Genomic DNA, 25,373 nt, shown 5'->3' with positions numbered 1-25,373 from the left:
GAGTAACAGACTCGGGGTTACCGCTAGTAACACGCACGCCCGCCGCTGGAGGGGACATGGCCGAGTTCACCATGGAGCTCAACGACGAACAGAAGGAGGTCCGGGACTGGCTGCACGGTTTCGCCGCAGACGTCATCCGCCCCGCGGCCGCCGAATGGGACGAGCGTGAGGAGACTCCCTGGCCGGTCATCCAGGAGGCCGCGAAGGTCGGCATCTACTCCCTCGACTTCTATGCGCAGCAGTACTTCGACCCCACCGGCCTCGGTATCCCGATGGCCATGGAGGAGCTGTTCTGGGGCGACGCGGGCATCGCCCTGTCGATCGTAGGCACGGGTCTGGCCGCCGTGGGAGTCCTCGCGAACGGAACCGAGGAACAGATCGGCACCTGGATCCCCCAGATGTACGGTGACGCCAACGACGTCAAGGTCGCCGCGTTCTGCTCCTCCGAGCCCGACGCCGGCTCCGACGTCGCCTCCATGCGCACGCGTGCCGTGTACGACGAGGCCAAGGACGAGTGGGTGATCAACGGCACGAAGACCTGGGCGACCAACGGCGGCATCGCCAACGTCCATGTCGTGGTGGCCGTCGTCGACCCGGAGCTGGGCTCCAAGGGCCACGCCTCCTTCATCGTCCCGGCGGGCACGCCCGGTCTCGCCCAGGGCCAGAAGTTCAAGAAGCACGGCATCCGTGCCTCGCACACCGCCGAGGTCGTCCTGGACGGTGTGCGCGTCCCCGGCTCCTGCCTGCTCGGCGGCAAGGAGAAGCTGGACGAGCGGCTCGCGCGGGCCCGGGAGCGGGCGAAGGCGGGCGGCGAGCGCGTGAAGAACGCGGCGATGGCCACGTTCGAGGCCTCGCGCCCGGCGGTCGGTGCGATGGCCGTGGGCACCGCCCGCGCCGCGTACGAGGTCGCCCTCGACTACGCCATGACCCGGGAGCAGTTCGGGCGGCCGATCATCGACAACCAGGGCGTGGCCTTCCAGCTCGCGGACATGCGGACGCAGATCGACGCGGCGCGGCTGCTGGTGTGGCGGGCTTCCTGGATGGCGATCAGCGGGAAGCCGTTCACCGCGGCCGAGGGCTCGATGTCGAAGCTGTTCGCGAGTGAGACGGCGAAGAAGGTCACGGCGCAGGCCGTGCAGATCCTCGGGGGCAACGGGTACACCCGTGAGTACCCGGTGGAGCGGATGCACCGCGATGCCGCGATCTACACCATCTTCGAGGGGACGAGCGAGATCCAGCGCCTGGTGATCGCGAGGACGCTCTCCGGGATGTCCATCCGGTAGTACGCGGCCTGCGGGCGCGCGGGGGCTGGTCGCACAGTTCCCCGCGCCCGGCAGGGAAACGCAAATCCCCCTTACGACGTACCGCCGCTGCTGTGCGCGATGCACGCCACGTCGATCCGGTCGGCCAGCTTCGCCAGTTCGATCGTCAGCGCGGCCACCGTGTCCTCGTCGAGATCCTCCGCGCCCGCCTCGACGAGGTGCAGCCACCTCCCGCCCAACGTGCGGAGCAGCTTGCTCACATCGGCGGCAGCCACCTGCAGGGTCCCGCGGTCGTCGACGATCAGGGGCAGGGTCACTTCGCGGTTCACACCCGGGATCGTAACCGCGCCGCGCTCAGGCACCGTGCCAAACCGTGGTGATGTTGCAGAACTCGCGGATTCCGTGCCCGGACAGCTCACGTCCGTACCCGGACCGCTTCACCCCGCCGAAGGGGAACGCCGGATGGGACGCGGTCATCCCGTTCACGAACACGCCGCCCGCCTCCAGGTCCCGGGCGAAACGGTCCACCTCGGCCTCGTCCTGCGTCCATACGTTCGAACTCAGGCCGAACGGCGAGTCATTGGCGATGAGCACCGCCTCGTCCAGGTCGGCCGCCCGGTACAGCGTCGCGACCGGCCCGAACGCCTCCTCGCGGTGGATGCGCATCTCGCGGGTGATGCCCGTGAGGACGGTCGGCGGGTAGTACCAGCCGGGCCAGTCGGGGCGTTCGCCACCGCACAGCACCTCGGCGCCGCCGCGCCGCGCGTCGTCGACGAGTTCCTCGAGATCGGCCCGGCCCCGTTCGCTCGCCAGCGGGCCGACCTCGGTGTCCTCCTCCAGCGGGTCGCCGACCTTCAGCGCCTTCATCCCTTCGGTGAACCGCTCCGCGAACGCGTTGTACACGTCCGAGTGGACGATGAACCGCTTGGCGGCGATACAGGACTGACCGTTGTTCTGCACCCGGGCCGTCACCGCGACCCGCGCGGCCCGGTCGAGGTCGGCGGAGGGCATGACCACGAACGGGTCGCTGCCGCCCAGCTCCAGGACCGTCTTCTTGACCATCGCCCCGGAGGTGGAGGCGACCGCCCGGCCGGCCGGCTCGCTGCCCGTCAGGGTCGCGGCCTTGACGCGCTCGTCGCGCAGGATCTCGTCCACCGCGCCCGACCCGATCAGCAGGGTCTGGAAGCAGCCCTCGGTGAAGCCCGCGCGGTGGAAGAGGTCCTCCAGGTACAGGGCGGTCTGCGGGACGTTGGAGGCGTGCTTGAGCAGGCCCACGTTGCCCGCCATCAGCGCGGGCGCGGCGAACCGGATCACCTGCCAGAGGGGGAAGTTCCACGGCATCACCGCGAGCACCGGGCCCAGCGGACGGTAGCGGACCAGGGCCCGCGCGCCCCCGGAGTCCGTCACGTCGGCGTCGGCGGGCCGCTCGTCCGCGAGCAGGCCCTCCGCGCGCTCGGCGTACCAGCGCATCGCCTTGGCGCACTTCGCGGCCTCGGCACGCGCCTGCTTGATCGGCTTGCCCATCTCGGTGGTCATCACCCGGGCGATGTCCCGCTGGTCCTCCTCCAGCAGGTTCGCCGCCTGGAGCAGCAGGCGGGAGCGGTCGGTGAAGCTGCTCAGCCGGTACGTACGGAACGTGGCCTCCGCGAGCTGGAGCCGGCGCTCCAGCTCCTCCTCGCCCATGGGCTCGTACATCTTGAGCGTCTCGCCGTCCGCCGGGTTCACCGTCGCGATGGGCATGACCGACCTCCTGGAGAGCTGCCTGCTTCGACCTTCCCGCGCCGCACCGGAGCGCGCAACGCGTGCACGTCAGGGCGAGTGCTCCGCCAGACGGTCGAGAAACGCGGCCTGCGCCGTGACGATCACCTCACGCGCCCGCCGCACGCCGCACCACGCCACCCGGTCCAGCTCCGGGAACTCCTGGACGCGCCCGGACCTCGGCGGCCACTCCATCGTGAAGGTGCCCGGATCGACGGTCGCGGGGTCCAGGTCCGCCTCGATCGCCCAGACGGTGACGATCTTGCCGTTGGTCTGCCGGACCTCCCCGAGCGCGAGCGCCTCGCCGTCGGGCGGCTCCAGCCCCAGCTCCTCCCGGAACTCGCGGCGGGCCGCGTCCCAGGCGCTCTCGTCGGGTTCGTACTCGCCCTTGGGGACGGTCCAGGCCCCGGCGTCCTTCTTCGCGAAGTAGGGGCCGCCCATGTGGCCGAGCAGCACCTCGGTGCCGTCCGCGGTGTGCCGGAACAGCAGCAGGCCCGCGCTGCGCTTCTGCATCAAGGGTGCACCTCCGGGTGGGCGGCGAGCAGGGTCTCCACGGTGTCGGCCTCCTCCGGTCGTTTGTCCTCGCGGTAGCGGACCACGCGGGCGAAGCGCAGGGTGACTCCGGCCGGGTAGCGGGTGGATCGCTGGAGGCCGTCGTAGGCGATCTCGACGACGAGTTCGGGGCGTACGGCCACCACCCAGCCGTCGTCCTTCACCGCGAGCCGCTGCAGACGTTCCGTCTGCCAGCCGAGCATCGCGTCGGTCATGCCCTTGAAGGTCTTGCCGAGCATGGCGAACCCGCCGTCGGCGGTGCGGGCGCCGAGGTGGAGGTTGGAGAGCTTGCCGGTGCGGCGGCCGTGGCCCCACTCGGCGGCCAGGACCACCAGGTCGAGGGTGTGCACGGGCTTGACCTTCAGCCAGGACGCCCCGCGCCGGCCCGCGCCGTAGGGGGCGTCGAGGGACTTCACGACCACGCCCTCGTGACCGCGCCCGAGGGTCCGGGCCAGGAACTCCTCGGCGGCCGGGAGGTCCTGCGGGCCGGCCACCAGCGTCCGCCGGACCCGCATGGGCTCCGGCACCAGCCGGGCCAGCTCCGTGTGCCGTGCGGCGAAGGGCAGGTCCAGCAGGTCCCGGTCCGCCACGGACAGCGCGTCGAAGAACACCGGGGAGACGGGCACGGCCTCGGCGGCCGCCGCCACGTCCACCCGGGAACCGACCCGCCCGGCCGTCTCCTGGAAGGAGCGGGGCCGGCCGTCCTCGTCGAAGGCGATGACCTCGCCGTCCAGGATGAACCGTCCGCCCGCCAACTCCCGCGCCGCCGCCGTCACTTCGGGCAGCCGGTCGGTGATGTCGTCGAGCGTGCGGGTGTAGAGGCGGATGTCGTCGCCGTCCCGGTGCACCTGGACGCGGATGCCGTCCAGCTTCTCCTCCACCGCGCAGCCGCCCAGCTTCTCCACCGCCTCGGCGACGGAGGACGCGGAGTGCGCCAGCATCGGCAGGACCGGACGGCCGACGGTCAGCCGGAACGCCTCCAGCGCCGGGGGGCCGTCCCTGAGCAGGGACTCGGCGACCGTCTGCAGGGACCCCGCGAGCATCACGGCCCGGCGTACGTCCGCCGGGGGCGCCCCGGTCGCCTGCGCCAGGCCTTCGACCGCCACCGCGTCCAGCGCGCCCTGGCGGACCTCGCCGGTGATCAGCCCGAGCAGGAACCGCTGTTCGTCCGCCGTGGCCGCGCCCATCAACTCGCCCACCAGCCGCAGCCGTTCGGCCTGGGAACCGGGGCCGGACACCCGGCCGAGGCCGGTGAGCAGCGCGTCGACCTCGCGCACGGTGAGCGCCGGGGCCGCGGCGGGGTCGACCGGGCGGCTCAGCACCTTCCAGCCGACGCCGAGCCGGCCCTGCGGAAGCCGCCCGGCCAGGTAGGGGATGACGACCGGGACGTCGTCCGCCTCCGCCTCCCGGAAGAGCTCGGCGAGCAGAGCGATCTTGCGGGAGCGCGCCGAGGTGGCCGCGACCTCCCGGGACACATCGGCGAGCCGGGTCAGCAGCATGCAGCCATGGTGCAACGGCGGCCCCGCGACTACACCCCGGCCGCGTCCAGGTCCGCGAAGAGCAGCTCGCCGTTGATCGCCGCTCCGGCCCGGTAGCCACGGCTCGCCGCGTTCACCACCTGCTCGGCGAACCCGCTCGCGTTGCCCGCGGCCCACAGGCCCGGCACGGTCGTCAGGCCCCGCTCGTCGATCACCGGGTAGGCGCCGAAGGGCGTCTCCTTCAGTTCCGCGCCGAGCCGGATCAGCAGGTCGTTCTGCGGGACCGGGCGCGGGGCGACGAAGAGGGCCTCACACGCGTGCACGGCCCCCTCCGCGAGCCGTACCCCGGTCAGCCGGTCGTCCTCGATCCGCAGCCCCGCCACCTCGCCCGGCACCACCCGGACCCCGGCGGCCGCCATGCGGCGCAGGTCGTCGTCGGTCAGCTCCTCCTCGGCGACCCGGTGCAGGAAGAGCGTCACGTCCTTGGACCACTGGGTGACCATCAGCGCCTGGTGCACGCTCATCGGGCTCGTGGCGAGCACGCCGAACGCCTGGTCGCGGACCTCCCAGCCGTGGCAGTACGGGCAGTGCAGCACATCCCGGCCGAAGCGCTCGGCGAGTCCCGCCACCGGGGGCAGCTCGTCCTTGAGGCCGGTCGCGAGGACCAGCTGCCGGGCGCGCACGGTCCGGCCGGACGCCAGCTCGACGGCGAAGACCTCGTCCTTGCGCGCGGCCACGGCCCGGTCCCGGACCAGCTCCACCCCGTACCGGGCGATCTCCGCCCGCCCCTGCGCGAGGAACTCGGCGGGCGGCATCCCGTCCCGGGTCAGATAGCCGTGCATATGGGCGGCGGGCGCGTTGCGCGGCTCGCCCGCGTCGACCACCAGCGTGCGGCGCCGGGCCCGGCCCAGGACCAGAGCCGCGGACAGGCCCGCCGCACCGCCGCCGACGACGATCACTTCGTACGTATCGGTCATGGTGACCACCTCCACCGAGAAGGTGGCCCGGGCGGCACCGGATTGACAAACGTCTTTGCCGATTCTGCAATACGGGGTATGAGTGCCGACGACGTTCTCGCGGAAGTGGGCCCCCGGCTGCGCCGGATCCGGAAGGAGCGGGAGGTGACCCTGGCGGCGCTGTCCGAGGCGACCGGCATCTCGGTCAGCACCCTGTCCCGGCTGGAGTCGGGGCTGCGCAAGCCCAGCCTGGAACTGCTGCTGCCGATCGCCCAGGCCCATCAGGTGCCGCTGGACGAGCTGGTCGGCGCCCCGCCGGTGAGCGACCCCCGGGTGCGGGCCAAGCCGCTGGTGCGGCACGGGCGCACCTTCTGGCCGCTGACCCGGCAGCCCGGCGGCCTCCAGGCGTTCAAGGTGCTGGTGCCGCAGGGCGTCGAGGAGCCGGACCTGCGCACCCACGAGGGCTACGAATGGCTGTATGTGCTGGCCGGGCGGCTGCGGATGGTGCTCGGGGAGCACGACGTGGTGCTGACGGCGGGGGAGGTCGTGGAGTTCGACACCCGCGTGCCGCACTGGTTCGGGTCGACGGGGGAGGGGCCGGTGGAGTTCCTCAGCCTGTTCGGTCCGCAGGGCGAGCGGATGCACGTACGGGCGCGGCCCTCGCGAAGGTGACGTTTCCCGGGGACTGTTTCCAGGTCGACAAGCGACCGCTTAGTATGCGGGAGACCCCGGTCAGACGACGCAGTCCCGTGGAGGCACCGCATGCAGGCATGGCAAGTGCACGAGAACGGCGAGCCGAGTGAGGTGATGCGCCTGGAGGAGGTGGCGCGGCCCACACCCGGCGACGGCCAGGTCCTGCTGAAGGTGCGTGCCGCGAACATCAACTTCCCCGACGTGCTGATGGCGAAGGGCCAGTACCAGGTGCGCCCGCCGCTGCCGTTCACGCCGGGCGTGGAGATCTGCGGGGAGACCGAGGACGGCCGGCGGGTCATCGCCAACCCCGCGCTGCCGTACGGCGGTTTCGCCGAGTACGCCGTCGCGGACGCCGCCGCCCTGCTGCCCGCCCCGGACGCGCTCGACGACGCCGAGGCCGCCGCCCTGCACATCGGCTACCAGACGGGCTGGTTCGGCCTGCACCGCCGAGCCCGCCTGGAGGCCGGGGAGACGCTGCTCGTCCACGCTGCCGCAGGAGGGGTCGGCAGCGCGGCCGTACAGCTCGGCCGGGCGGCCGGCGCGCGGGTCATCGGCGTGGTCGGCGGCGCCGACAAGGCCGTCGTGGCGCGGGAGCTGGGCTGCGACGTCGTCATCGACCGCAAGAGCGAGGACGTGGTCGCCGCGGTCAAGGAGGCGACCGGCGGCCGGGGCGCCGACGTCGTCTACGACCCGGTCGGCGGGGACGCCTACACCCAGTCCACCAAGGTCGTCGCCTTCGAGGGGCGCATCGTGGTCGTCGGCTTCGCCGGCGGGGTCATCCCGCACCCGGGGCTCAACCACGCGCTGGTGAAGAACTACGCGATCCTGGGCCTGCACTGGGGTCTGTACGCCACCAAGAACCCCGGGCTGATCCTGCACTGCCACGAGCAGCTCACCGAGCTGACCGCGAAGGGCGCCATCAAGCCGCTGGTCAGCGAGCGGGTGCCGCTCGGCGGCGCCGCGGACGCGGTGCAGCGGGTCGGTGACGGGCTCACCACGGGCCGTGTGGTCGTCGTCCCGTCCCTGGAGAACGGAGCCGCGGCATGACCGACGCAGCCGAACTGGGGCGCCGCACAGCCGAGTTGCTGGCCGCGCACCCGCCCGCCGGCACCGACCGCCTCGACTTCCTCAAGGCCCGCTTCGACGCGGGACTGGCCTGGGTGCACTACCCGGAGGGCCTCGGCGGCCTCGGCGCCCCGCGCTCGCTGCAGATCGTCGTGGACGCCGAGCTGGAGGCGGCCGGCGCCCCCGACAACGACCCGCGCCGCAACGGCATCGGGCTCGGCATGGCCGCCCCGACGATCCTGAAGTACGGCACCGAGGAGCAGAAGCGCCGCCTGCTGCGGCCGCTGTGGACCGGCGAGGAGGTCTGGTGCCAGCTCTTCAGCGAGCCCGGCGCCGGCTCCGACCTCGCGGCCCTCGGCACCCGGGCCGTGAAGGAGGGCGAAGACTGGGTCGTCAACGGGCAGAAGGTGTGGACGTCCGGCGCGCACAACGCCCGCTGGGCCATCCTCATCGCCCGCACCGACCCGGACGTGCCCAAGCACGCCGGCATCACCTACTTCCTCTGCGACATGACCGACCCCGGCGTCGACGTCCGCCCGCTGCGGCAGATCACCGGCGAGGCCGAGTTCAACGAGGTCTTCCTCACCGACGTCCGCATCCCCGACTCCCGCCGCCTCGGCGAGATCGGCGACGGCTGGCGCGTCGCGCAGACCACCCTCAACAACGAACGCGTCGCCATCGGCGGCATGCGGCTGCCGCGCGAGGGCGGCATGATCGGCCCGGTCGCCAAGACCTGGCGCGAACGCCCCGCACTGCGCACCCACGACCTCCACCAGCGGCTGCTCACGCTGTGGGTGGAGTCCGAGGTCGCCCGCCTCACCGCCGAGCGCCTGCGCCAGCAGCTCGTCGCCGGGCAGCCCGGCCCCGAGGGCGCCGGCATGAAGCTCGCCTTCGCCCGCCTCAACCAGGAGATCAGCGGCCTCGAGGTCGAACTCCGGGGCGAGGAAGGTCTGTTGTACGACGACTGGACCATGCGCCGCCCCGAGCTGGTGGACTTCACCGGGCGGGACGCCGGATACCGCTATCTGCGCTCCAAGGGCAACAGCATCGAGGGCGGGACCAGCGAGGTCCTGCTGAACATCGTCGCCGAGCGCGTCCTGGGCCTCCCCGCCGAGCCGCGCACCGACAAGGACGTCGCCTGGAAGGACCTGGCCCGATGACACAAGCGCCCGACCTGCTGTACTCGGAGGAGGAAGAGGCGCTCAGGGAGGCCGTACGGGACCTGCTCGCCGACCACTGCGACGCGCCCGGCGTGATCGCCCGCACCGAGTCGGACACCCCGCACGACCTGGCCGCCTGGAAGGCCCTCACCGACGGCATGGGGCTCGCGGGCCTGCTGATCCCGGAGGCACAGGGCGGCCAGGGCGCCACCCACCGCGAAGTCGCGGTCGTCCTGGAGGAGCTGGGCCGCGCGGTCGCCCCCGTGCCCTATCTGAGCAGTGCCGTGGTCGCCACCGAGGCCCTGCTGGCCTGCGGCGACGAGGAACTCCTCGGCAGAATGGCGTCCGGCCGCACGATCGGCGCGCTCGCCGTCGGGCTGCACACCGCTCCCGGCGCCGCCTTCACCGCCGTACGCGTCGAAGAGGGCACCCTGCACGGGGAGTTGACCGGTGTCGCGGACGCCATGGCCGCCGATGTGCTGCTGGTGCCCGCCGAGGACGGCGGCCTGTACGCCGTCTCCGTGGCCGACACCGACACGGTGACCGTCACCCCGCAGACCGCCTTCGACCTCACCCGCCCCCTCGCCACCGTCACCCTCGCCGGCGCCCCCGGCCGCCGCGTCGGCGACGCCGGACCCGCCGTACGCCGGGCCCTGCGCGCCGGTGCCGGACTGCTCGCCTCCGAGCAACTGGGCGTCTCCGACTGGCTGCTGACCGAGACCGTGCGCTACCTCAAGGAGCGCAAGCAGTTCAACCGGCCCGTCGGCGGGTTCCAGGCGCTCAAGCACCGGCTCGCCCAGCTGTGGCTGGAGGTCGTCAACCTCCGCGCCGCCGCCCGGGGCGCGGCCGACGCCCTCGCGACCGGCGAGGACACCGATCTCACGGTGGCCGTCGCCCAGGCCTACGCGGCGGGTGTCGCCGTGCACACCGCCGAGGAGGCGCTGCAACTGCACGCCGGCATCGGCATGACCTGGGAACACCCCATCCACCTCTACCTCAAGCGGGCAAAGTCCGACGCGATCGCCTACGGCACGGCAGGCGCCCACCGGTCGGCCGTGGCCGAACTGGTCGATCTGCAGGCCCCCTGACCCCCCGCCGCCGTTCCTCCGGTGAAGCCCGCCCCACCTGGGGCGGGCTTTTCCGTGCGGCGGGACGCAAGGAGTGAACGGACCGAGGCGGTCCGGCCAACTCCTGCCATGTACAGGTTCCTTGGGGGCCGCGCGGCTCCATACTCCCTGTGGTCCGGACCCGCCCCACAGGGAGGAACACCATGGCCCACGTCACCCGCCGCAGAGTGCTCACCGGTCTCGCCGCGACCACCGCCGCGGTCCTCGCGCCGCCCGCCGGCAGCGCGTTCGCCGACGGACGCGAGCACGGCCCCCGCCCGCTCTGGCGCGCCCACGCCCACAACGACTACGAGCACCCCCGCCCCCTCTTCGACGCGCTCGACCACCGCTTCGGCAGCGTCGAGGCCGACATCTTCCTCGTCGACGGCGAACTCCTCATCGCCCACTCGGCGGACGAACTCGACCCCACCCGCACCCTCGAAGGCCTCTACCTCGCCCCGCTCGCCGCGCGCGTCAAGGCCAACCACGGTTCCGTGTACCGGGGTTACCGCCACCCGCTGCAACTGCTCATTGACATCAAGACCGAGGGATCCTCCACCTACCTCGCCCTGGACGAACTGCTCGAGCGCTACCGGCACCTGTTCACCACGTACTCCCACGGCCGGATCCGCCGCGGCCCCGTCACGGCCGTCATCTCCGGCGACCGGGCCGCCCGCATCCCCATGGAGGCGCAGACCGTCCGCCGCGCCTTCTACGACGGCCGGCTCACCGACCTCGGCACCAGCGAGGCCTCCTTCGCCTCGCTGATCAGCGACAACTGGACCCTCAACTTCACCTGGCCCGGCGCCGGCGCCTTCCCCGAGGCCGAGCGGACCAAGCTGCGCACGATCGTGGACACGGCCCACGCCCGCGGACAGCAGGTCCGTTTCTGGGCCACCCCCGACGTGGCCGGACCCGAGCGGGACGCCCTGTGGGCGGAACTCCTCGCGGCCGGCGTCGACTACCTCAACACCGACGACCTGGCCGGCCTGGAGGCCTTCCTCGACGCACACCACTAGGGCCTGTCGTTTGGATCAGGTCGGCTGAGCCGACGTAGCCTCTCGGCCGACGCGCGGCATGATCCAAACGACAGGCCCTAGGCGTCGACACCACCCGTTCGGACGACAGGCCAGCCGCCCGGACGAACCCTCCGTTACGCCACACTTGCCGCCGAACGCCGCGAAAGCGGACGTGATGGAGGAGGTTGGCGATGGCCATTTCCATTTCCGTGGTGCTGTTGCTGTTGATCCTTGCGGTGGTCTTCATGCGCAACAGCGGACTGAAGATCTCGCACGCACTGACCTGTCTGCTGCTCGGCTTCTTCCTGGCCGGCACCAGCATGGCCCCCACCATCCACAGCGGCCTCACGGCGACGGCCGACCTCGTCGGCAGCCTTCGACCGTGAGGCCGCGCGGAACCTGGTGGGGGAGCGGCCCTACGGGGTGAACACCCCGATGCCGTTCGCCACCGACCGCTCCACCCCGTCGGACGGGTGGTTGCGGACGCCGACCCTGGTCGAGCCCGTCGGGCGGGACACCAGGGTCGAGGAGCCGCCGCCGTCCAGACCGAAGCCCTCGGTGGCCCCGAGGTTCCTCAGGGCGGCGGCGACCTCGGCGATCGTCAGCCCCCTGCGGAAGGCGCTCCCGCCGTCCAGGGCGAGCAGGAACACCCTCCTGCCGCCGTCACCGATGCCCACCGCCGTCCGCACGGCCGAGGTACGCGTGTCCAGCCCCGCCAGCGGCTGTCCGCCCGTCAGCAACGGCTGTCCGCCGACGGCGAAGCGGTACGCCGTCCGCGAGCCGGACGTGAGCCCGTACCGCACCGTCACCCGGTCGCCCACCCCGAGCGCCCTGAGCTGCGCCGCGCCCGCCTCCCGGCCGACGAGGACCGTGGTGCCCGCCGCGACGGCGCCGCTGCCGGGCGCCGTGGAGACCGACACGACCCGGTCGTCCCGGACCGTCACCTCGTAGGTGCGCGTACTGCACGGCGCGCCCCGGCTGGTGTCGGTGCCGCAGGTGGCCCGCTTGCGCGAGACGCTGCCCCAGTCCGCGGTGAACGCGCCGACGGAGTTCTCCGGCAGCGCGTACTGGTTGAGCCCGGCCAGCTTCACTTGCCCCGGCGCCGCGGTCACGGTGCCGTCGAGCGTCAGCGTGTCCAGCCGGGCCCTACCGTCCGCGCCGACCCCGAGCACCGCCCGGGTGCTGGTGCCCCGCGACAGGGCGGGCCCGAACCGCTGGCCGTTCGGCACCGCCGACTTGAGCTCCCTGCCGTTCGCGATCGCCGGACCCACGCTCGCGCCCGTCACCGGCACACCGGGGTGCTGGATCTCGGAGACGTTGAAGAAGTCGCCGTTGACACCGGCCACGGCCCGCTGGACGTCGGCCATCGAGGAGACGGCCGCACGGGAGGCGACCTTCCCGGGGTACAGCAGCCCCAGCCGCACCCGGCTGTCGGTGAGGTCCACGTCGAGCACATGGACCCGGGCGACCCCGGCGGCGGCCGACACGTCGTACTGACGGTAGGTCACACCCGGCGCCACGGGGGTCCAGCTCGCGGCACCGGCCGGCGCGGCCCCCGCGAGGGCCGCGCCGGCCAGCGTGCCGAGTACGGTGAGCAGCGTCGACGCCGTTCTGCGTGCCCCGGACCAATTATGACGTCTTGTCACCAAATCCCCCTGACTGGATGGGGCCGCAACCTTCTCACGGGCCGGGGGACCGACCGCCAGAGGGCAAGCGGGCAACACCACGAGAACGGGTGACAGAACCATGAATCCGGGTGCCTTCCCGCGGCATTCGGGCGTGCCGCCGCGCGGTTCGTGCTACTCGGTCCGCAGCGCGGTCGCCGTACGCACCCGTGCGGCCCAGCCGGCCGGCAGCAGCGCGCCCAGGACGGCGACGGCCGTTCCGGCCAGGGCGAGGAGCGCGAGCAGCGGTGCGCCGTGCACGGAGAGCACCGACTCCGGGAGCCGCAGCCCGGCACCACGGCCCATGGCGCGGGCGACCACCCCGTGCACGGACATCCCCAGCGGCACCCCGACGGCCGCCCCCGCCAGCCCGGCCGGCACCACCGACGCCAGGACCAGGACGACCGTCTGCCGGGGTGTCATGCCGAGCGCCTTGTGGACGCCCAGCTCACGGATCCGCTCGTGGGTGTCCAGGACGACCCCGCCGAGCACCCCGAGACCGGCGACGCAGACCAGCATCAGCGTCAGCAGGGCCGTCATCGAGTCCATGACCCGGGCCATGTCGCTGCCGTTGACGTACTTGGCGCTGGTCGCGCCGAGGCCGAGCGGCCGTACCTCGCGGTCGAGGGCGGTGGCATAGGCGTCCGGATCCGTGCCGGGCTTCAGCTCGACGGCCCAACCGCTCACCGTGAGGTCCGGGTCGGCGGCCTCGAGGGTCGACATATCGGTGAGGACGCGCATGCCGCCCTCGCTGGTGTCCAGGACCTCGCCGACGATCCGCACACGCACCGCCGTACCGCGCACGGTCAGCGTGACCGTGTCGCCGACCTCGGCGCCGGCCGCGGTCAGGAACGGGGTCGCCGCCACCGCCTCGCCCCCGGCGCGCAGCCAGCGGCCCGCCACCATGCGGAAGCCGCCCCAGGACGCGTCCCCGGCGTAGGCCAGCACCGGCACCCCGCCGGTCGTCCCCGCGACGGTGGCCTCGGTGAGGGCGGTGCCGTACTGCCTGCGGGTGCCGGGCTGTGCGGCGACCGCCTTCGTGACGGCCGAGGCCGTCGCGGCGGTCACGGTCGGCGCGCCGGGTCCGCGCGCCGCCGGTCCCTGCACGCCCACGGTGACATCGGCCGCGTTGTGGTTCTTGGCGGCCACCACCTCGCCGAGGGACGCGCTCAGCCCGACGCCGAACGTGACGGCCGCGGTGCCGAACACCACCGCCGCGGCCATCGCCGCCGTACGCGCCGGACGCGCGAACGGCCGGGCCAGGCCCAGCCCCACGGACCGGGGCAGCGGCAGCCGGGCCGTCAGGGCCGCCGCCCGGCGCCCCCGGCCGGCCGTCGGGGCCCGCCCCACCGACAGCGCGTCCACCGACCGCAGCCGCCCGGCCCGCCAGGCGCACGCCGCCGCCGTCAGCGCGACGACCCCCAGCATCCCCCCGGCCACCATCACGTCCGTGCCCACCGTCACCCCGAGCCCCGCGCTGCCGTACACCTCCGCCGTCTCGGCCAGCAACGGCACGGCCAGCAGCCGGCCGGCCACCAGGCCCACGACGGTGGCGACCGCGGCGGGCAGCAGCGCCTGGGCCGCGTACGCCCGCACCACCTGCCCGGGGGTGCAGCCGAGCGCCTTCAGCACACCGATCCGCCGCAGCCCCGTACCGACCGCGCCGACCACCACACTGCCGACGACCAGCACCGACATGAACAGGCCCAGCACCCCGAACGCGACCAGGAACGGCACGAACAGCGCGGTGTCCCGCGTCGCCGTCTCCTTGACGGAGAGCCAGGAGCGGGCGCCGGCGAGGGCGCCGGCGGGCAGCCCGGACGTGACCGCCGTCCGGCCCCGGGCCACCCCGGCCGCGGTGCCCGCGTCGGCGAACCGGTACAGCATCTGCTCGTCGGCCGCCCGGCCCGTCCCGGTCAGCCGCGCGACCTGCGCCGGAACCACCCAGGCGTCGGCGCTGCGACCCACCGAACGGGCGGTGCCCACCACCCTCAGCGTCGGGCCGCCCGGCAGGTCCGGGAACTCCAGCCTCAGGCCGAGCCGTACGGGAGGACCGTCGGCGCCGGCCGCCACGACGATCTCACCGGGGGCCCGGACCCAGCGGCCCTCGGTGAGGGTGAGCGCGTCGACCGGCCCGTCCGGATCCGCCCGGCCGACGACCGACAGCGGGGGCACGGTCCGGCCCCCGAGGCTCGGGGTGACGGACACGACCGCGAACGGGCCGGACGCGGCCGTGACCCCGTCCGCCCGCGCGGTCTCCCGCAGCCGGGCCTCCGTGACCCGGCCGGCCGCGAACTGCGCGGTGAGATGGGCCCCGTGCTGCCGGGCGAACGCGTGGTCGAACGGCGCGTCCGACGCCACCAGCAGCGCCCCGCCCAGCACCGACGAGGTCACCGCCAGCAGTGTCGCGAGGCCGACCACCAGCGACTGCACCCGCCGCCGCGCCGCACCGGCGCGCACGAAACCGCCGAGCGCGCTCATCGGACGGGCTCCGCAGGGGAGTCGACGTCCGAGGTGATCCGGCCGTCCGCGAGACGGATCGTGCGCCGGGTGCAGGCGCCGGCCAGGGCCTCGTCGTGGGTGACCACCAGGAGGGTCTGGCCCTCGTCGTTCAGCTCCTTCAGCAGTCTGCCGACCTCGTCCCCGGCCGCCGAGTCCAGCGCGCCGGTCGGCTCGTCGGCCAGGAGCAGCGGCGGACGGTTCATCAGCGCCCGGGCCACGGCCACCCGCTGCCGCTCGCCGCCCGACAGCAGCGCGGGGTGCGTCGCGGCGTGCCGGGCGATGCCCAGCGACTCCAGCAGCGTGTCGGCCCGCCGACGGGCCTCGCGCCGGCCGAGGCCCGCCAGCCGGGCGGGCAGCACCACGTTCTCGGCGACCGTCAGATCGTCCAGCAGATGGAAGAACTGGAAGACCATGCCGATCGTCGCCCGCCGGTAGCGGGCCGCCCCCGCCTCGCCCAGCCGGTCCACCCGCACCCCCGCCACGGTGACCGCGCCCGAGTCGGGCCGGTCCAGGCCGGCGATCAGGTTCAGCAGCGTCGACTTCCCGCTGCCCGAAGGGCCGAGCACGGCGACGGCCTCACCCGGCCGCACCGTCAGCGAGGCCTCGGACAGCGCCGGCGGCCCGCTGTCGTAGCGGCGGACGACGTCCCGCAGCTCGATCAACGGGGCGGCGGCGACCGGTGGTCGGTCCATAAACGGTCTCCCTCGGGGTCCTGGAACGGATGCCCCCGACGCTAGGAACAAGGCACCGGAACCCACGACGGTCTGCCGGGGTAAACCCCGTACCGCGTACGGCCCATGGCCCGCCGGATCATCCTCCGGATGTAGTCGACGGATGTACCCGGACCGCGGGGGTTGTCCGCCAGAGGGATGCCGGGCGGGCCACGGGGCCGCAAGAATGGGCCGGGTGACGAAGCCGCTCATGGGGGAGAGCCCGGAGATCGCGGAGGGCCTGCGCCGGATCGCCGCCGCCCTCGTCCGTCCCACCGGACCGGTGCCGCGGCCCGGACGCGCGAACCTGGCCTTCGACGCCCTGCTCGCCCTGGTGGTGTGCGCGAGCCTCGTGTCGTACGTCGTCCAGGACCTGGGAGGCGAACCGCCCCCCTACCTCGTGCCGGCGCAGGGGTCGGGGCCGGTCCCGGTGTCGGCCCCCGAGCGGGCACCGGTGGTGGTGCTGGCCGTCCTGGCCTCGCTGCCCCTGGCGCTGCGCCGCCGGTTCCCGCTGGCGGTGCTGTGGATCGTGCTGGCCGCGACCGCGCTGACCCCGGCCGGCGCCACCCGGGCGACCTTCTACGGCTGTGTCATCGCGGCGTACTCCGCCGCGGCCTACAGCCCCTACCGGGTGGCGACCCTCGCCAGCCTGCCGCTGGCCCTGCCGCTGCTCGGGCGGGGCGTCGGCGACGTACCGATGGGGGTGTTCACGGGCGCGGATCCCACCGTGCCGCTCAAGTGGGCGCCGCTGCTGGTGGCGGTGCCGGTCGTGGTCGCGGCCGTCGGGTTGCGGCGGTGGAAGCTGCGGGCGGCCGAGAGCGCGGCCCGGCTCGCTGCGGTGGAGCGGGAGCAGGCCGAGGCGCTGCGCCGGGCCGTCGACCAGGAACGGGCCCGCATCGCACGGGAGTTGCACGACGTCGTCACGCACAACGTCAGCGTGATGGTCATCCAGGCCGGGGCCGCCCGCACGATCATGGAGGCCTCGCCCGGCCAGGCCCGCGAGGCGTTGCTCGCGGTGGAGGCGGGCGGCCGGGCGGCGATGGGCGAACTCCGCCATGTGATGGGCCTGCTGGCGCCCGACACCGCTTCGGGCGAGGGTGCGCAGAGCCTCGAACCGCAGCCGGGGCTGGGCCAGTTGGCGGGGCTGGTGGACCGGATGCGGGCGGCCGGGACTCCGGTCGAGCTGACCTTCTCCGGCACGCCCGGGCGGTCCCTCAGCCCCGGGGTGGAGCTCGCCGCCTACCGCGTGGTGCAGGAGGCGCTCACCAACACCGTGAAACACGCGGCGGGCGCCCGCGCCACCGTGACGGTGACCCATGCCCCCGACGCGCTGCGCATCGAGGTCACCGACACCGGGGGCACGCCGGGCCCGGCCGCCGCCGCGGGCAACGGCCGCGGTCTGCTCGGCCTGCGCGAACGCCTCGCCGTCTACGGCGGCACCCTGCACACCGGCACCCGCCCCCTCGGCGGCTACCGCGTCCGGGCCGTCATCCCGCTGGAGCCCGTGTGTCCCCCGATGCCCGCTCAGCCGCCGCCCCCGCGGCCGGCCGGGCCCCCGATCCCCTTGGAGCATCTGTGAACCCACCGCCGCGGGTCGTGGTCGTCGACGACCAGGCCCTGGTGCGCACCGGTTTCCGGCTCATCCTCGGCGCCGACGGCATCGAGGTGGTCGCCGAGGCCGCCGACGGGGCCGAGGCCGTGGACGCGGTCCGGCGTACCCGGCCCGACGTGGTGCTGATGGACATCCGGATGCCGGGCACGGACGGCCTGGAGGCCACCCGCCGGATCCTCGCCGCCGCACCGGACGCGCCCGACGCGTCCCGCGCGGCCCTGCCCCGCGTGGTCATGCTCACCACCTTCGACCTCGACCACTACGTCTACGCGGCCCTGTCCGCCGGGGCCAGCGGCTTCCTGCTGAAGGACGTCACGCCCGAACACCTCACCGCCGCCGTGCGCACGGTCCGCGCGGGTGACGCGCTGCTGGCCCCCGCCATCACCCGCCGCCTCGTCGAACGGTTCGCCCGCACCGGCGCCGAGACCGCCGCCCTCCACCGGGACCTGGCCGCGCTGACCCCCCGTGAGCTCGACGTGCTGCGGCTCCTCGCCCGGGGCCTGAGCAACGCGGAGCTCGCCGAGCGGCTCCACCTCTCCGAGGCGACCGTCAAGACGCATGTCTCCCGGGTCCTCACCAAGCTCGGCCTGCGCGACCGGGCCCAGGCGGTGGTGGTGGCGTACGAGACGGGACTGGTCAGCCCACGGGCGGGGGAGCCGTGACGGGGGCCGCGTAGGGCGTGAAGCGGACCGGGGCGTGATCGATCGGCAGATCGGGACGCCAGGCGGTCAGGGACTGGGCGCTGCACTCGAACAGGGACGGCGGCAGCCGGTCCAGCGGATACCAGCGCCAGTCGCCGACGCTCTCGCCCGGGTGGTCGGCCGGATCCCCCGTCCACCTCTGCACGACGGCGCCGACCGTCATCCGCACCACCCCTTCGACCCGGTCCAGGCTGGTGCCGAGCAGCCGTACGTCAGACGGGTCCGCGCGCAGCCCGGTCTCCTCGCGCAGCTCCCGCACGACCGTCTCCTCCAGGGACTCCCCGGGTTCCACCGTGCCCCCGGGCAGCTCCCAGGTGCCCCGGCGGTGGCGGCCGAGGAGCAGGCCCCGGGGCCCGTGCACGATGGCGCCGACGCCGAGGGCCGCGTGGGGGACGGGCGGGAGCGCGGTACGGGGGCGGGCGGAGGTCCGCAGCGGGCGGCGGGCCCGGAACACGCGGTACGAGGCCTGGTTGACGGCGGGATCGGGTGCGGTGACCGTCTCCACCCGCTCGACGCGCAGACCGTGACCGGTGAGGAGTTCCGCCCACCGCTCGGTGTCCAGCACCCACATCCGGACCGCCGTCTCGCCGCCGCCCGCGAACCGCAGGATCTCGGGGCGGGGGACGGGCTCCGAAGTCGGGCCGTCCCCACGGGAGTTGGTGTGCAGCACGCTGAAGCACAGCGTCCCGCCGGGCCGCAGCGCGGTCGCCAGCGCGGGCAGCAGCCGGCCGGGATCGACGTACGGGACGGCGTTGACGGCGTAGATCACGTCGTACGGCTCCGCGGCGCGCAGATGGGCGACGACGTCCGCGAGGAACAGACGCAGGCCGGGCAGGGAGCCGTACCGGGCGCGGGCCCTGTCGATCTGGCCCGGTGCGGAGTCGACCGCGTCCACCTCCGCGCCGTACGTCCGCACCAGACGGGCGGCGTGCCGGGCCGTGCCGCAGCCGAGATCCAGCACGCGCCGCCCCTTCAGCTCCCCGAGGAACGTCTCGTCCGGCCCGGCGCCGGGGAACCCCCAGTCGATCCGCTCCGCCTCCGCCAGGACGGTGCCGCGCCGCAGGTGGTGGACGGCGTACGCCTGCCAGGCCTCGGCGTTGACGGACTCGGGTCCGGGCGGCGTGACGGGCTCGGGCATCGGCGGGCCTCCAAGGGGCGACGGTCGGCTGACCGGGCGATTCTTACCGGGCCGGAGGGCGGGCAACCACCCGGTGACCCCGGGGGTGTCCGTGGGCGCGGCGTGCGCTGTGGGGTCGGTGCCCGTGCGCGCAGGGACACGAGCGGGGCCCCCGGCGGCTCTAGCGTCGGGGTGCGGTGGGCCGGGCGGTCGGACGTGCGGCCGTACCCGCGAGGGCAAGGGCACAGGAAGGGCAGGGGCGTGGACGAGCAGGTGGACGTGGTCGTCGTGGGCCTGGGGCCGGGCGGCGAGCATGTCGCGGGCACCCTGGCCGAGGGCGGTCTGGAGGTCGTGGGCGTCGAGGCGGAGCTGGTGGGCGGGGAGTGCCCGTACTGGGGCTGTGTGCCCAGCAAGATGATGATCCGGGCCGCGAACCTGGTCGCCGAGGCGTGCCGGGCGCCCGCGCTGGCGGGTCCGGCGAGCGTGACGCCCGACTGGTCACGGGTCGCCGACCGCATCCGGCGCGAGGCCACCGACGACTGGAACGACCAGGTGGCGGTGGAGCGGCTGGAGGGCAAGGGCGGCCGGCTGGTCCGGGGCACCGGACGCCTCGCCGGGGCGCGCCGGGTGGCCGTCGGCGACCGCGTCCTCGAGGCCCGCCGGGGGGTCGTGCTCGCCACGGGCGGCCGGCCCCGGATCCCCTCCGTGCCGGGGCTGGCCGGGACCCCGTACTGGACCAACCGGGACGCGATGGCCACCAAGGAGCTGCCGACGTCGATGATCGTGCTGGGCGGGGGCGCGGTGGGCGCCGAAGTGGCCCAGGTCTTCGCCCGGTTCGGCTGCCGGGTCACCGTACTGGAGGGCGGGGAAAGGCTGTTGTCGCGGGAGGAGCCGGAGGCGGGCGAGCTGGCGGCGAAGGCGCTGCGGGCGGACGGGGTGACGGTCCTGACCGGGGTGACGGCCCGTCGGATCGCCTACGGCGAAGCCGGTTTCGGCGTCCATGTCGAGGACGAGGTGCTGCGCGCCGAGCGCCTGCTGGTGGCGGCCGGCCGGTACGCCGATCTCGGCGGCCTCGGCCTGGAGACGGTCGGGCTCGACCCCGCGGCCCCGGCGGTCCCGACGGACGGCCGGATGCGGGCGGCGGACGGCCTCTGGGCGGTCGGCGACCTCACCGGACGCGGGGCCTTCACCCATGTCTCCATGTACCAGGCGCAGATCGCCGTCCGCGACATCCTCGGCGAGCCGGGCCCCGAGGCCGACTACCGCGCCCTGCCCCGGGTCACCTTCACCGACCCCGAGATCGCGGCCGTGGGCCTCACCGAGCGGCAGGCCCGCGAGCGGGGTCTGCGGGTGCGTACGTCATCGGTCCCGCTGTCCGCCTCGACCCGCGGCTGGATCCACGGACCGGGCGGCGAGGGCTTCCTCAAGCTGGTCGAGGACGCCGACCGGGGCGTCCTGGTCGGCGCGACGTCGGCCGGCCCCGCGGGCGGTGAACTGCTGTACGGCCTGAACGTGGCCGTGCACGCGGAGGTCCCGGTGGAGCGGCTGCGGCACATGATCTACACGTACCCGACGTTCCACCGCGCGGTGGAACCTGCGCTGGCGGGGCTGCGCTGACCGGACGGGGTCAGCGCACGGGGTGCTTGCTGAGGATGGACACGCGGTTGAAGGCGTTGATGGTGACCGCGACCCAGACGACCGCCGAGATCTGATCCTCGGTGAGCACCTCCCGGGCCTCGGCGTACGCGGCCTCCTGGGCGTCGGCGTCGGTCGGGTGGGTGGTCGCCTCGGCGAGCGCCAGGGCCGCGCGCTCCAGCGGGGAGAAGAGCTCGGTGTCCCGCCAGGCGGCGAGGACGCCGAGCCGCCGGGTGTCCTCGCCGGCCCGCACGGCGGCCTTGGTGTGCACGTCCAGGCAGAACGCGCAGCCGTTGAGCTGCGAGACGCGCAGGTTGACGAGCTCCACGACGGTCCGTTCCAGACCCGCGTCGGCGGCGGTCGCCCGTACGGCCTCGGAGGTCTGCACCAGCGCGTGGTAGGCCTTGGGGCTCTGCTTGTCTATGAAGATCCGACGAGTCATAGTTGAATATCAAACCATTTCTTAAGGGGGTCCGGTACGAGCGAGCCGGACAAGGTGGAGGTTCTCACGCCGCGAGACGTGCCCCTGGGCGGACCCCGGGCCATGACCGTCCGCCGTACGCTCCCGCAGCGGCAGCGCAGCCTGATCGGCGCCTGCTGCTTCGCCGACCACTACGACCCCGACGACGTCGCCCCGCACCCGCACACCGGACTCCGGACCGTCAGCCGGCTGTTCAGCGGCGAGATCGAACACCGCGACAGCCTTGGCACCCGTGTCGGCGCGACCCCCCGGTCCGCACCTTCACGCCCCTCCTCGGTGCCGAGCTGCTCCTCGACCCGGGGGCGGATCACACCCGGCTGCGCCGACCCGGCCCCGACCACCTCACCCTCACCAACGACTCGGACACCGCCCCGCCCCGCCGTTGCCCGCGCCCGAGCTGCCCACGGTCGCGCTGACGCCGCGGCGCAGGGCCGGCTGATCCGCCGCCGTCACGGGTGGGCGCCGTCGACCGCCGTAGGCCTCGGCGATGTTCTCCGGCGGACGGCCGCCCGCCGAGCCCGACCGCCGTGGGCGGGCTCGGCGGGCTCGGTCAGCGCAGGGACGGTTCGGGGGAGGGCTCCGGGCGGGGGATCCGGCGGGTGAGCCGGTCGCCCTCCACGTCCAGGTCGGGCAGGAGGCGGTCCAGCCAGGAGGGGATCCACCACGCCTTCTCCCGGGCGAGGGCCATGGTGGCCGGGATGAACGTCATACGGATGACGAAGGCGTCCAGCAGGATTCCCGCGGCCAGGGCGAAACCGGCCTGCTTGATCATGGGCTGGGCGTTGAAGACGAACCCGGCGAACACGGAGACCATGATGGTCGCGGCCGCCAGGACGACCGAGCTCGCCCGGGCGAAGCCGGTGACGGTGGCGTCGCGGGCGCTCGCGCCGTGGACATGGGCCTCGCGCATCGAGCTGACCAGGAACATCTGGTAGTCCATGGCGAGCCCGTACAGGACGCCGGTGATGATGACGGGCAGGAGGCTCACCACCGGCGCGGTGGCGTCGAGCCCGATCAGGCCCTGGAGCCAGCCCCACTGGAAGACGGCGGTGGTGAGGCCGAAGGTGGCGGCGATGCTGAGGAGGAAGCCGAGGGTGGCCGTCACGGGGACCAGCAGGGAACGGAAGACCAGGAGCAGGATGATCAGCGAGAGCCCGAGCACGGTCGCCAGGTAGACGGGCAGGGCGTCGGCGAGCCGGTCGGAGACGTCGATCGCGAGCGCGGTGAAGCCGGTGACGCCGATGACCGCGCCCCGGGCCTCGCCGATCCGCGCGCTCCGGTCCCGTACGGCCGTGACCAGGTCCTTGGTCACGTCGTCGTTCGGGCCGCCCGCGGGGACGAGGCTCAGGACCGCCGTGGTGCCGGCGCCGTTCGTCCCGGCCAGCGAGATCGAGGTGACGCCGTCGATCTCCCGGAGGTCCGAGGTCACCGCGGCGAGGGTGGCGGGGGCGAGGGGCGCACCGCTCGTGGCGGAGTCGACGGCGACCAGGAGGGGGCCGTTGTAGCCGGGCCCGTACGCGTCGCCGACCAGCTCGTAGCCACGGCGTTGCCCGGTGTCGGGGTTGTAGCTTGCGCCCGAGGGCAGGCCCAGTCTCATGTCGGCGGCGGGCACGGCGAGGATCACCGGGACCAGGACCGAGGCGGCGAGGGCGGCGTACCGGTGGCGGACCAGGTGTGTCCCCCAGCGAACGGCGCGGGCACGGGTGGGGGCGGATTCCCGCCGCTGTGCCCGGCGCCGGGTCCGGGCGGGGCAGATGCGTTCCCCGACCAGGCCCAGCAGGGCCGGCAGCAGGGTCAGGGAGAGCAGGACGGCGACCACGATCGTGGCGGCGGCGACCAGTGCCATGGTGGAGAGCAGGGTGATCCTGATGACCAGCAGGCCGGCCAGGGCGATGACGACGGTGCCGCCGGCGAAGAACACCGCGCTGCCGGCGGTGCCGACGGCGCGGCCGGTCGCCTCGTGCGCGTCCAGTGCGTCGTCCAGGATCATCCGGCGCTCCCGGTTGACGATGAACAGCGCGTAGTCGATGCCGACGGCCAGTCCCAGCATCAGCGCCAGCACCGCGGCGAGGGAGTGGATCTCGAAGACGGTGGAGAGGGTGAAGGCACCGCCGACCCCGACCGTCACCCCCGTCAGGGCGATGACCAGCGGCAGGCCGGCCGCCACGGCCGACCCCAGCGTGATCAGCAGGACCACGGCCGCCACGGACACGCCGACGATCTCCCCGACGCCGACGATCTCGGGGACCTCCATCATCGCCGCCGACGGCAGGACCTCCAGGCCTCCGTGCGCGGCTCGGCGCTCGGCGGCCCGGACGGTGCTGTCGATCGTCCCGGAGGGAAGCTCGAAGGTCTGCTCGTCGAACTGGAACTGCATCAGTGCGGTCGAGCCGTCGGCGGAGACGATCACTCCCGGCACCGGCAGACCGTCCGCCTGCAACGGCACGGGTGCCCGGCCGGACTCGGGGCGGCCCGCGGCGCCCGCCACCGCCGCCTGGGCGCGCAGCAGCGCACTGTGCTCGCCCTTGGCGGCCTCCCGGGCCAGGACCTCGCGCGCGTCGACGACGTGGTCGTGGCCATAGACGGCGTCCACGGCCGCGAGCAGGGCGGAGCGGACCTTCTCGTCGCCGATCCGGGTGCCGTCAGGGGCCCGGAAGAGCAGCATGCCCTGGCCTCCGGACGCCTCCGGGAGGGACCGGGCCAGATCGTCGATCACCTTCTGGGACGGGGTGCCGTCGATCCGCACCTCGTTGCTGAGCCGGACGGGCTGGACCACCAGCAGCGCCACGACGGACGCCACCACCGCCAGCCAGCCTCCGACGACGTACCAGGGTTTGCCGTAGGCGAACCTTCCCAGCCGGTACAGCAGAACGGACACGGATCTCTCCCCGGTGCACTAAGTGAGGGTGTTCTATCAAAACGATAGGACACTATCAATGCGGTAGGGTGCTATCGACGAAGAGGGCAGAGGAGAGCCACGGATGGTGAGCACGAGGGACCGCGCCGCCCGGCGCAGGGTCGACGCCCGATCGAGCGTGGAGCGCATCATCGTCGCGGGACGGACCGTGCTGGGCGAGGGCGAGGCGTCCCTGGAGCGGATCGCGGCGGAGGCCGGCGTGGGCATCGCCACGCTCTACCGGCACTTCCCCAACCGGGAGGCCGTCGTCCGGGCCGTCCTGGAGGACATCCTGGAGACCGATCTGCTCCCGCTCGTCGAGCGGGCCGCCGACGCCGACCACACGCGGCGGGCGCTCCAGGACATCGCCACCCGGCTGCTCGACCTCATCACCGAGGAACGGGGGCTGGTCACCTTCGCCGGCAACTTCGCCGACGTCGCCGTGGACGTCCTCCAGCGGTTCAGCGCCTCGCTCCGACCGCTCCTGGCGCGCGCCCAGGAGGCCGGTGAGATCCGCTCCGATCTCACCGCCGAGGACATCCCGCACTTCCTCGTCATGGCGGTCGCGGGGCTCGCGCTCCCCGGCACCACCCCTTCGCTGCGCGCCCGGTACATCGCCCTGCTCTTCGACTCGCTCAACCCGGCGGACGCGACCGCCCTGCCGCCGCTGAGCGCGGAGGAGGGCGATCTGCGCACCGCGATCGGCAACGTCACCCGCACCTGATGCGCGAGCAGGCAGCGGGACAGCGGGCAGCGGGCCGCGGGCCGTCCGGCGCGTGGGCCCACGTGCGCACGTCGACGCGCGGCGCCGGACGCGCGGCGCCGGACGCGCGGCGCCGGACGCGCGGCGCCGGACGCGCGGCGCCGGACGCGGTCACGGTCATGGCTGGGTCCTGGCACCCGAGGTCCGGCACCCGAGGTCCGGCACCCGAGGTCCGGCACCCGAGGTCCGGCACCCGAGGTCCGGCACCCGAGGTCCGGCACCCGAGGTCCGGCACCCGAGGTC

At 73.9% G+C, this 25,373-nt stretch carries 22 protein-coding genes and 1 pseudogene; 12 read left to right on the top strand and 11 right to left on the bottom strand.

Annotation, left to right across the window (positions count from 1 at the left end; all coding sequences use genetic code 11):
* The first annotated feature begins 56 nt into the window (after window positions 1-56).
* Window positions 57-1,283, top strand: a complete 1,227-nt coding sequence (locus ABZ464_RS15350; RefSeq protein WP_359276299.1) for an acyl-CoA dehydrogenase family protein — start codon at window positions 57-59, stop codon at window positions 1,281-1,283.
* 71 nt (window positions 1,284-1,354) lie between these two features.
* Here ABZ464_RS15350 and ABZ464_RS15345 read toward each other — a convergent pair whose 3' ends face one another.
* The 5 genes from ABZ464_RS15345 to ABZ464_RS15325 form a co-directional block, all read right to left on the bottom strand.
* Window positions 1,355-1,591, bottom strand: coding sequence for a DUF6213 family protein (locus tag ABZ464_RS15345; RefSeq protein ID WP_359002050.1), 237 nt, complete (start codon window positions 1,589-1,591; stop codon window positions 1,355-1,357).
* Between the two features lie 25 nt (window positions 1,592-1,616).
* Window positions 1,617-3,002, bottom strand: coding sequence for an NADP-dependent succinic semialdehyde dehydrogenase (locus ABZ464_RS15340; RefSeq protein ID WP_359276296.1), 1,386 nt, complete (start codon window positions 3,000-3,002; stop codon window positions 1,617-1,619).
* Window positions 3,003-3,071: 69 nt separating this feature from the next.
* Window positions 3,072-3,533 (bottom strand): NUDIX domain-containing protein, encoded by a 462-nt coding sequence (locus ABZ464_RS15335; protein WP_359276295.1) that lies wholly within the window; start codon window positions 3,531-3,533, stop codon window positions 3,072-3,074.
* Window positions 3,533-5,071 carry an ATP-dependent DNA ligase gene (locus ABZ464_RS15330; protein WP_359276292.1) on the bottom strand — a complete coding sequence of 513 codons (1,539 nt, stop codon included), beginning with the start codon at window positions 5,069-5,071 and terminating at the stop codon, window positions 3,533-3,535. Before ABZ464_RS15330 ends, ABZ464_RS15335 begins: the two co-directional genes overlap by 1 nt.
* 29 nt (window positions 5,072-5,100) lie before the next feature.
* Complete coding sequence (locus ABZ464_RS15325; RefSeq protein ID WP_359276289.1) at window positions 5,101-6,027, bottom strand: NAD(P)/FAD-dependent oxidoreductase; 927 nt, start codon at window positions 6,025-6,027, stop codon at window positions 5,101-5,103.
* A gap of 78 nt (window positions 6,028-6,105) precedes the next feature.
* On the opposite strand from ABZ464_RS15325, the gene ABZ464_RS15320 reads away from it, so the two are divergent.
* The 6 genes from ABZ464_RS15320 to ABZ464_RS15295 all read left to right on the top strand — a co-directional run bounded on the left by ABZ464_RS15320 (window position 6,106) and on the right by ABZ464_RS15295 (window position 11,435).
* Window positions 6,106-6,678, top strand: a complete 573-nt coding sequence (locus ABZ464_RS15320) for an XRE family transcriptional regulator (protein WP_359276287.1) — start codon at window positions 6,106-6,108, stop codon at window positions 6,676-6,678.
* A gap of 90 nt (window positions 6,679-6,768) precedes the next feature.
* The gene (locus tag ABZ464_RS15315) at window positions 6,769-7,746 is read left to right on the top strand and encodes an NADPH:quinone oxidoreductase family protein (protein WP_359276284.1); all 978 of its coding nucleotides are present in this window, start codon (window positions 6,769-6,771) and stop codon (window positions 7,744-7,746) included.
* Window positions 7,743-8,924 (top strand): acyl-CoA dehydrogenase family protein, encoded by a 1,182-nt coding sequence (locus ABZ464_RS15310; protein WP_359276281.1) that lies wholly within the window; start codon window positions 7,743-7,745, stop codon window positions 8,922-8,924. The genes ABZ464_RS15315 and ABZ464_RS15310 overlap by 4 nt, the downstream gene beginning before the upstream one ends.
* Complete coding sequence (locus ABZ464_RS15305; protein WP_359276278.1) at window positions 8,921-10,012, top strand: acyl-CoA dehydrogenase family protein; 1,092 nt, start codon at window positions 8,921-8,923, stop codon at window positions 10,010-10,012. The genes ABZ464_RS15310 and ABZ464_RS15305 overlap by 4 nt, the downstream gene beginning before the upstream one ends.
* Before the next feature lie 182 nt (window positions 10,013-10,194).
* A complete protein-coding gene (locus ABZ464_RS15300; RefSeq protein WP_359276275.1) occupies window positions 10,195-11,049 on the top strand; it encodes a phosphatidylinositol-specific phospholipase C/glycerophosphodiester phosphodiesterase family protein in 855 nt (284 codons plus the stop codon).
* Between the two features lie 191 nt (window positions 11,050-11,240).
* Complete coding sequence (locus ABZ464_RS15295) at window positions 11,241-11,435, top strand: hypothetical protein (RefSeq protein ID WP_055632977.1); 195 nt, start codon at window positions 11,241-11,243, stop codon at window positions 11,433-11,435.
* A 30-nt stretch (window positions 11,436-11,465) separates the two neighbouring features.
* On the opposite strand, the gene ABZ464_RS15290 is transcribed toward ABZ464_RS15295, so the two are convergent.
* The 3 genes from ABZ464_RS15290 to ABZ464_RS15280 form a co-directional block, all read right to left on the bottom strand.
* Window positions 11,466-12,695, bottom strand: coding sequence for a phosphodiester glycosidase family protein (locus tag ABZ464_RS15290; RefSeq protein WP_359276272.1), 1,230 nt, complete (start codon window positions 12,693-12,695; stop codon window positions 11,466-11,468).
* 153 nt (window positions 12,696-12,848) lie between these two features.
* Complete coding sequence (locus ABZ464_RS15285) at window positions 12,849-15,194, bottom strand: ABC transporter permease (protein ID WP_359276270.1); 2,346 nt, start codon at window positions 15,192-15,194, stop codon at window positions 12,849-12,851.
* Window positions 15,191-15,907, bottom strand: a complete 717-nt coding sequence (locus ABZ464_RS15280; RefSeq protein ID WP_359276267.1) for an ABC transporter ATP-binding protein — start codon at window positions 15,905-15,907, stop codon at window positions 15,191-15,193. Before ABZ464_RS15280 ends, ABZ464_RS15285 begins: the two co-directional genes overlap by 4 nt.
* 229 nt (window positions 15,908-16,136) lie before the next feature.
* Here ABZ464_RS15280 and ABZ464_RS15275 point away from each other — a divergent pair, with 229 nt between their 5' ends.
* Window positions 16,137-17,504: a histidine kinase gene (locus ABZ464_RS15275; RefSeq protein ID WP_359276822.1), complete on the top strand. Its 1,368-nt coding sequence runs from the start codon at window positions 16,137-16,139 to the stop codon at window positions 17,502-17,504.
* A complete protein-coding gene (locus ABZ464_RS15270; RefSeq protein ID WP_359276264.1) occupies window positions 17,501-18,199 on the top strand; it encodes a response regulator transcription factor in 699 nt (232 codons plus the stop codon). The genes ABZ464_RS15275 and ABZ464_RS15270 overlap by 4 nt, the downstream gene beginning before the upstream one ends.
* Here ABZ464_RS15270 and ABZ464_RS15265 read toward each other — a convergent pair.
* Window positions 18,174-19,376 carry a bifunctional class I SAM-dependent methyltransferase/NUDIX hydrolase gene (locus tag ABZ464_RS15265; protein WP_359276261.1) on the bottom strand — a complete coding sequence of 401 codons (1,203 nt, stop codon included), beginning with the start codon at window positions 19,374-19,376 and terminating at the stop codon, window positions 18,174-18,176. The genes ABZ464_RS15270 and ABZ464_RS15265 overlap by 26 nt on opposite strands.
* A 240-nt stretch (window positions 19,377-19,616) precedes the next feature.
* Between ABZ464_RS15265 and ABZ464_RS15260 the strand changes: the two genes are divergently transcribed.
* On the top strand, window positions 19,617-20,972 hold the full coding sequence (locus ABZ464_RS15260) for an NAD(P)/FAD-dependent oxidoreductase (RefSeq protein WP_359276259.1): 1,356 nt from the start codon (window positions 19,617-19,619) through the stop codon (window positions 20,970-20,972).
* Between the two features lie 10 nt (window positions 20,973-20,982).
* On the opposite strand, the gene ABZ464_RS15255 is transcribed toward ABZ464_RS15260, so the two are convergent.
* Window positions 20,983-21,432, bottom strand: a complete 450-nt coding sequence (locus ABZ464_RS15255) for a carboxymuconolactone decarboxylase family protein (protein ID WP_359276257.1) — start codon at window positions 21,430-21,432, stop codon at window positions 20,983-20,985.
* A 6-nt stretch (window positions 21,433-21,438) separates the two neighbouring features.
* Here ABZ464_RS15255 and ABZ464_RS15250 point away from each other — a divergent pair.
* Window positions 21,439-21,702: pseudogene (locus tag ABZ464_RS15250) on the top strand (pirin family protein); the annotation flags it as partial.
* Between the two features lie 319 nt (window positions 21,703-22,021).
* Here the strand turns inward: ABZ464_RS15250 and ABZ464_RS15245 are convergent.
* Window positions 22,022-24,349, bottom strand: coding sequence for an MMPL family transporter (locus ABZ464_RS15245; protein ID WP_359276255.1), 2,328 nt, complete (start codon window positions 24,347-24,349; stop codon window positions 22,022-22,024).
* 103 nt (window positions 24,350-24,452) lie between these two features.
* Here ABZ464_RS15245 and ABZ464_RS15240 point away from each other — a divergent pair, with 103 nt between their 5' ends.
* Complete coding sequence (locus ABZ464_RS15240) at window positions 24,453-25,091, top strand: helix-turn-helix domain-containing protein (protein WP_359276252.1); 639 nt, start codon at window positions 24,453-24,455, stop codon at window positions 25,089-25,091.
* The last annotated feature ends 282 nt before the right edge of the window (window positions 25,092-25,373 follow it).

This window comes from Streptomyces sp. NPDC005820, assembly GCF_040630255.1.
GTDB lineage: Bacteria > Actinomycetota > Actinomycetes > Streptomycetales > Streptomycetaceae > Streptomyces.
The sequence above is the reverse complement of the archived record's forward strand: the minus strand, read 5'-3'. Positions and strand labels throughout refer to the sequence as shown.

Excerpts from the sequence above, each read along its gene's own strand:
- ABZ464_RS15350 (WP_359276299.1), top strand. The coding sequence starts at position 57 with ATGGCCGAGTTCACCATGGAGCTCAACGACGAACAGAAGGAGGTCCGG.
- ABZ464_RS15340 (WP_359276296.1), bottom strand. The coding sequence starts at position 3,002 with ATGCCCATCGCGACGGTGAACCCGGCGGACGGCGAGACGCTCAAGATG.
- ABZ464_RS15335 (WP_359276295.1), bottom strand. The coding sequence starts at position 3,533 with ATGCAGAAGCGCAGCGCGGGCCTGCTGCTGTTCCGGCACACCGCGGAC.
- ABZ464_RS15330 (WP_359276292.1), bottom strand. The coding sequence starts at position 5,071 with ATGCTGCTGACCCGGCTCGCCGATGTGTCCCGGGAGGTCGCGGCCACC.
- ABZ464_RS15325 (WP_359276289.1), bottom strand. The coding sequence starts at position 6,027 with ATGACCGATACGTACGAAGTGATCGTCGTCGGCGGCGGTGCGGCGGGC.
- ABZ464_RS15320 (WP_359276287.1), top strand. The coding sequence starts at position 6,106 with ATGAGTGCCGACGACGTTCTCGCGGAAGTGGGCCCCCGGCTGCGCCGG.
- ABZ464_RS15315 (WP_359276284.1), top strand. The coding sequence starts at position 6,769 with ATGCAGGCATGGCAAGTGCACGAGAACGGCGAGCCGAGTGAGGTGATG.
- ABZ464_RS15310 (WP_359276281.1), top strand. The coding sequence starts at position 7,743 with ATGACCGACGCAGCCGAACTGGGGCGCCGCACAGCCGAGTTGCTGGCC.
- ABZ464_RS15305 (WP_359276278.1), top strand. The coding sequence starts at position 8,921 with ATGACACAAGCGCCCGACCTGCTGTACTCGGAGGAGGAAGAGGCGCTC.
- ABZ464_RS15300 (WP_359276275.1), top strand. The coding sequence starts at position 10,195 with ATGGCCCACGTCACCCGCCGCAGAGTGCTCACCGGTCTCGCCGCGACC.
- ABZ464_RS15295 (WP_055632977.1), top strand. The coding sequence starts at position 11,241 with ATGGCCATTTCCATTTCCGTGGTGCTGTTGCTGTTGATCCTTGCGGTG.
- ABZ464_RS15285 (WP_359276270.1), bottom strand. The coding sequence starts at position 15,194 with ATGAGCGCGCTCGGCGGTTTCGTGCGCGCCGGTGCGGCGCGGCGGCGG.
- ABZ464_RS15280 (WP_359276267.1), bottom strand. The coding sequence starts at position 15,907 with ATGGACCGACCACCGGTCGCCGCCGCCCCGTTGATCGAGCTGCGGGAC.
- ABZ464_RS15275 (WP_359276822.1), top strand. The coding sequence starts at position 16,137 with ATGGGGGAGAGCCCGGAGATCGCGGAGGGCCTGCGCCGGATCGCCGCC.
- ABZ464_RS15265 (WP_359276261.1), bottom strand. The coding sequence starts at position 19,376 with ATGCCCGAGCCCGTCACGCCGCCCGGACCCGAGTCCGTCAACGCCGAG.
- ABZ464_RS15255 (WP_359276257.1), bottom strand. The coding sequence starts at position 21,432 with ATGACTCGTCGGATCTTCATAGACAAGCAGAGCCCCAAGGCCTACCAC.
- ABZ464_RS15240 (WP_359276252.1), top strand. The coding sequence starts at position 24,453 with ATGGTGAGCACGAGGGACCGCGCCGCCCGGCGCAGGGTCGACGCCCGA.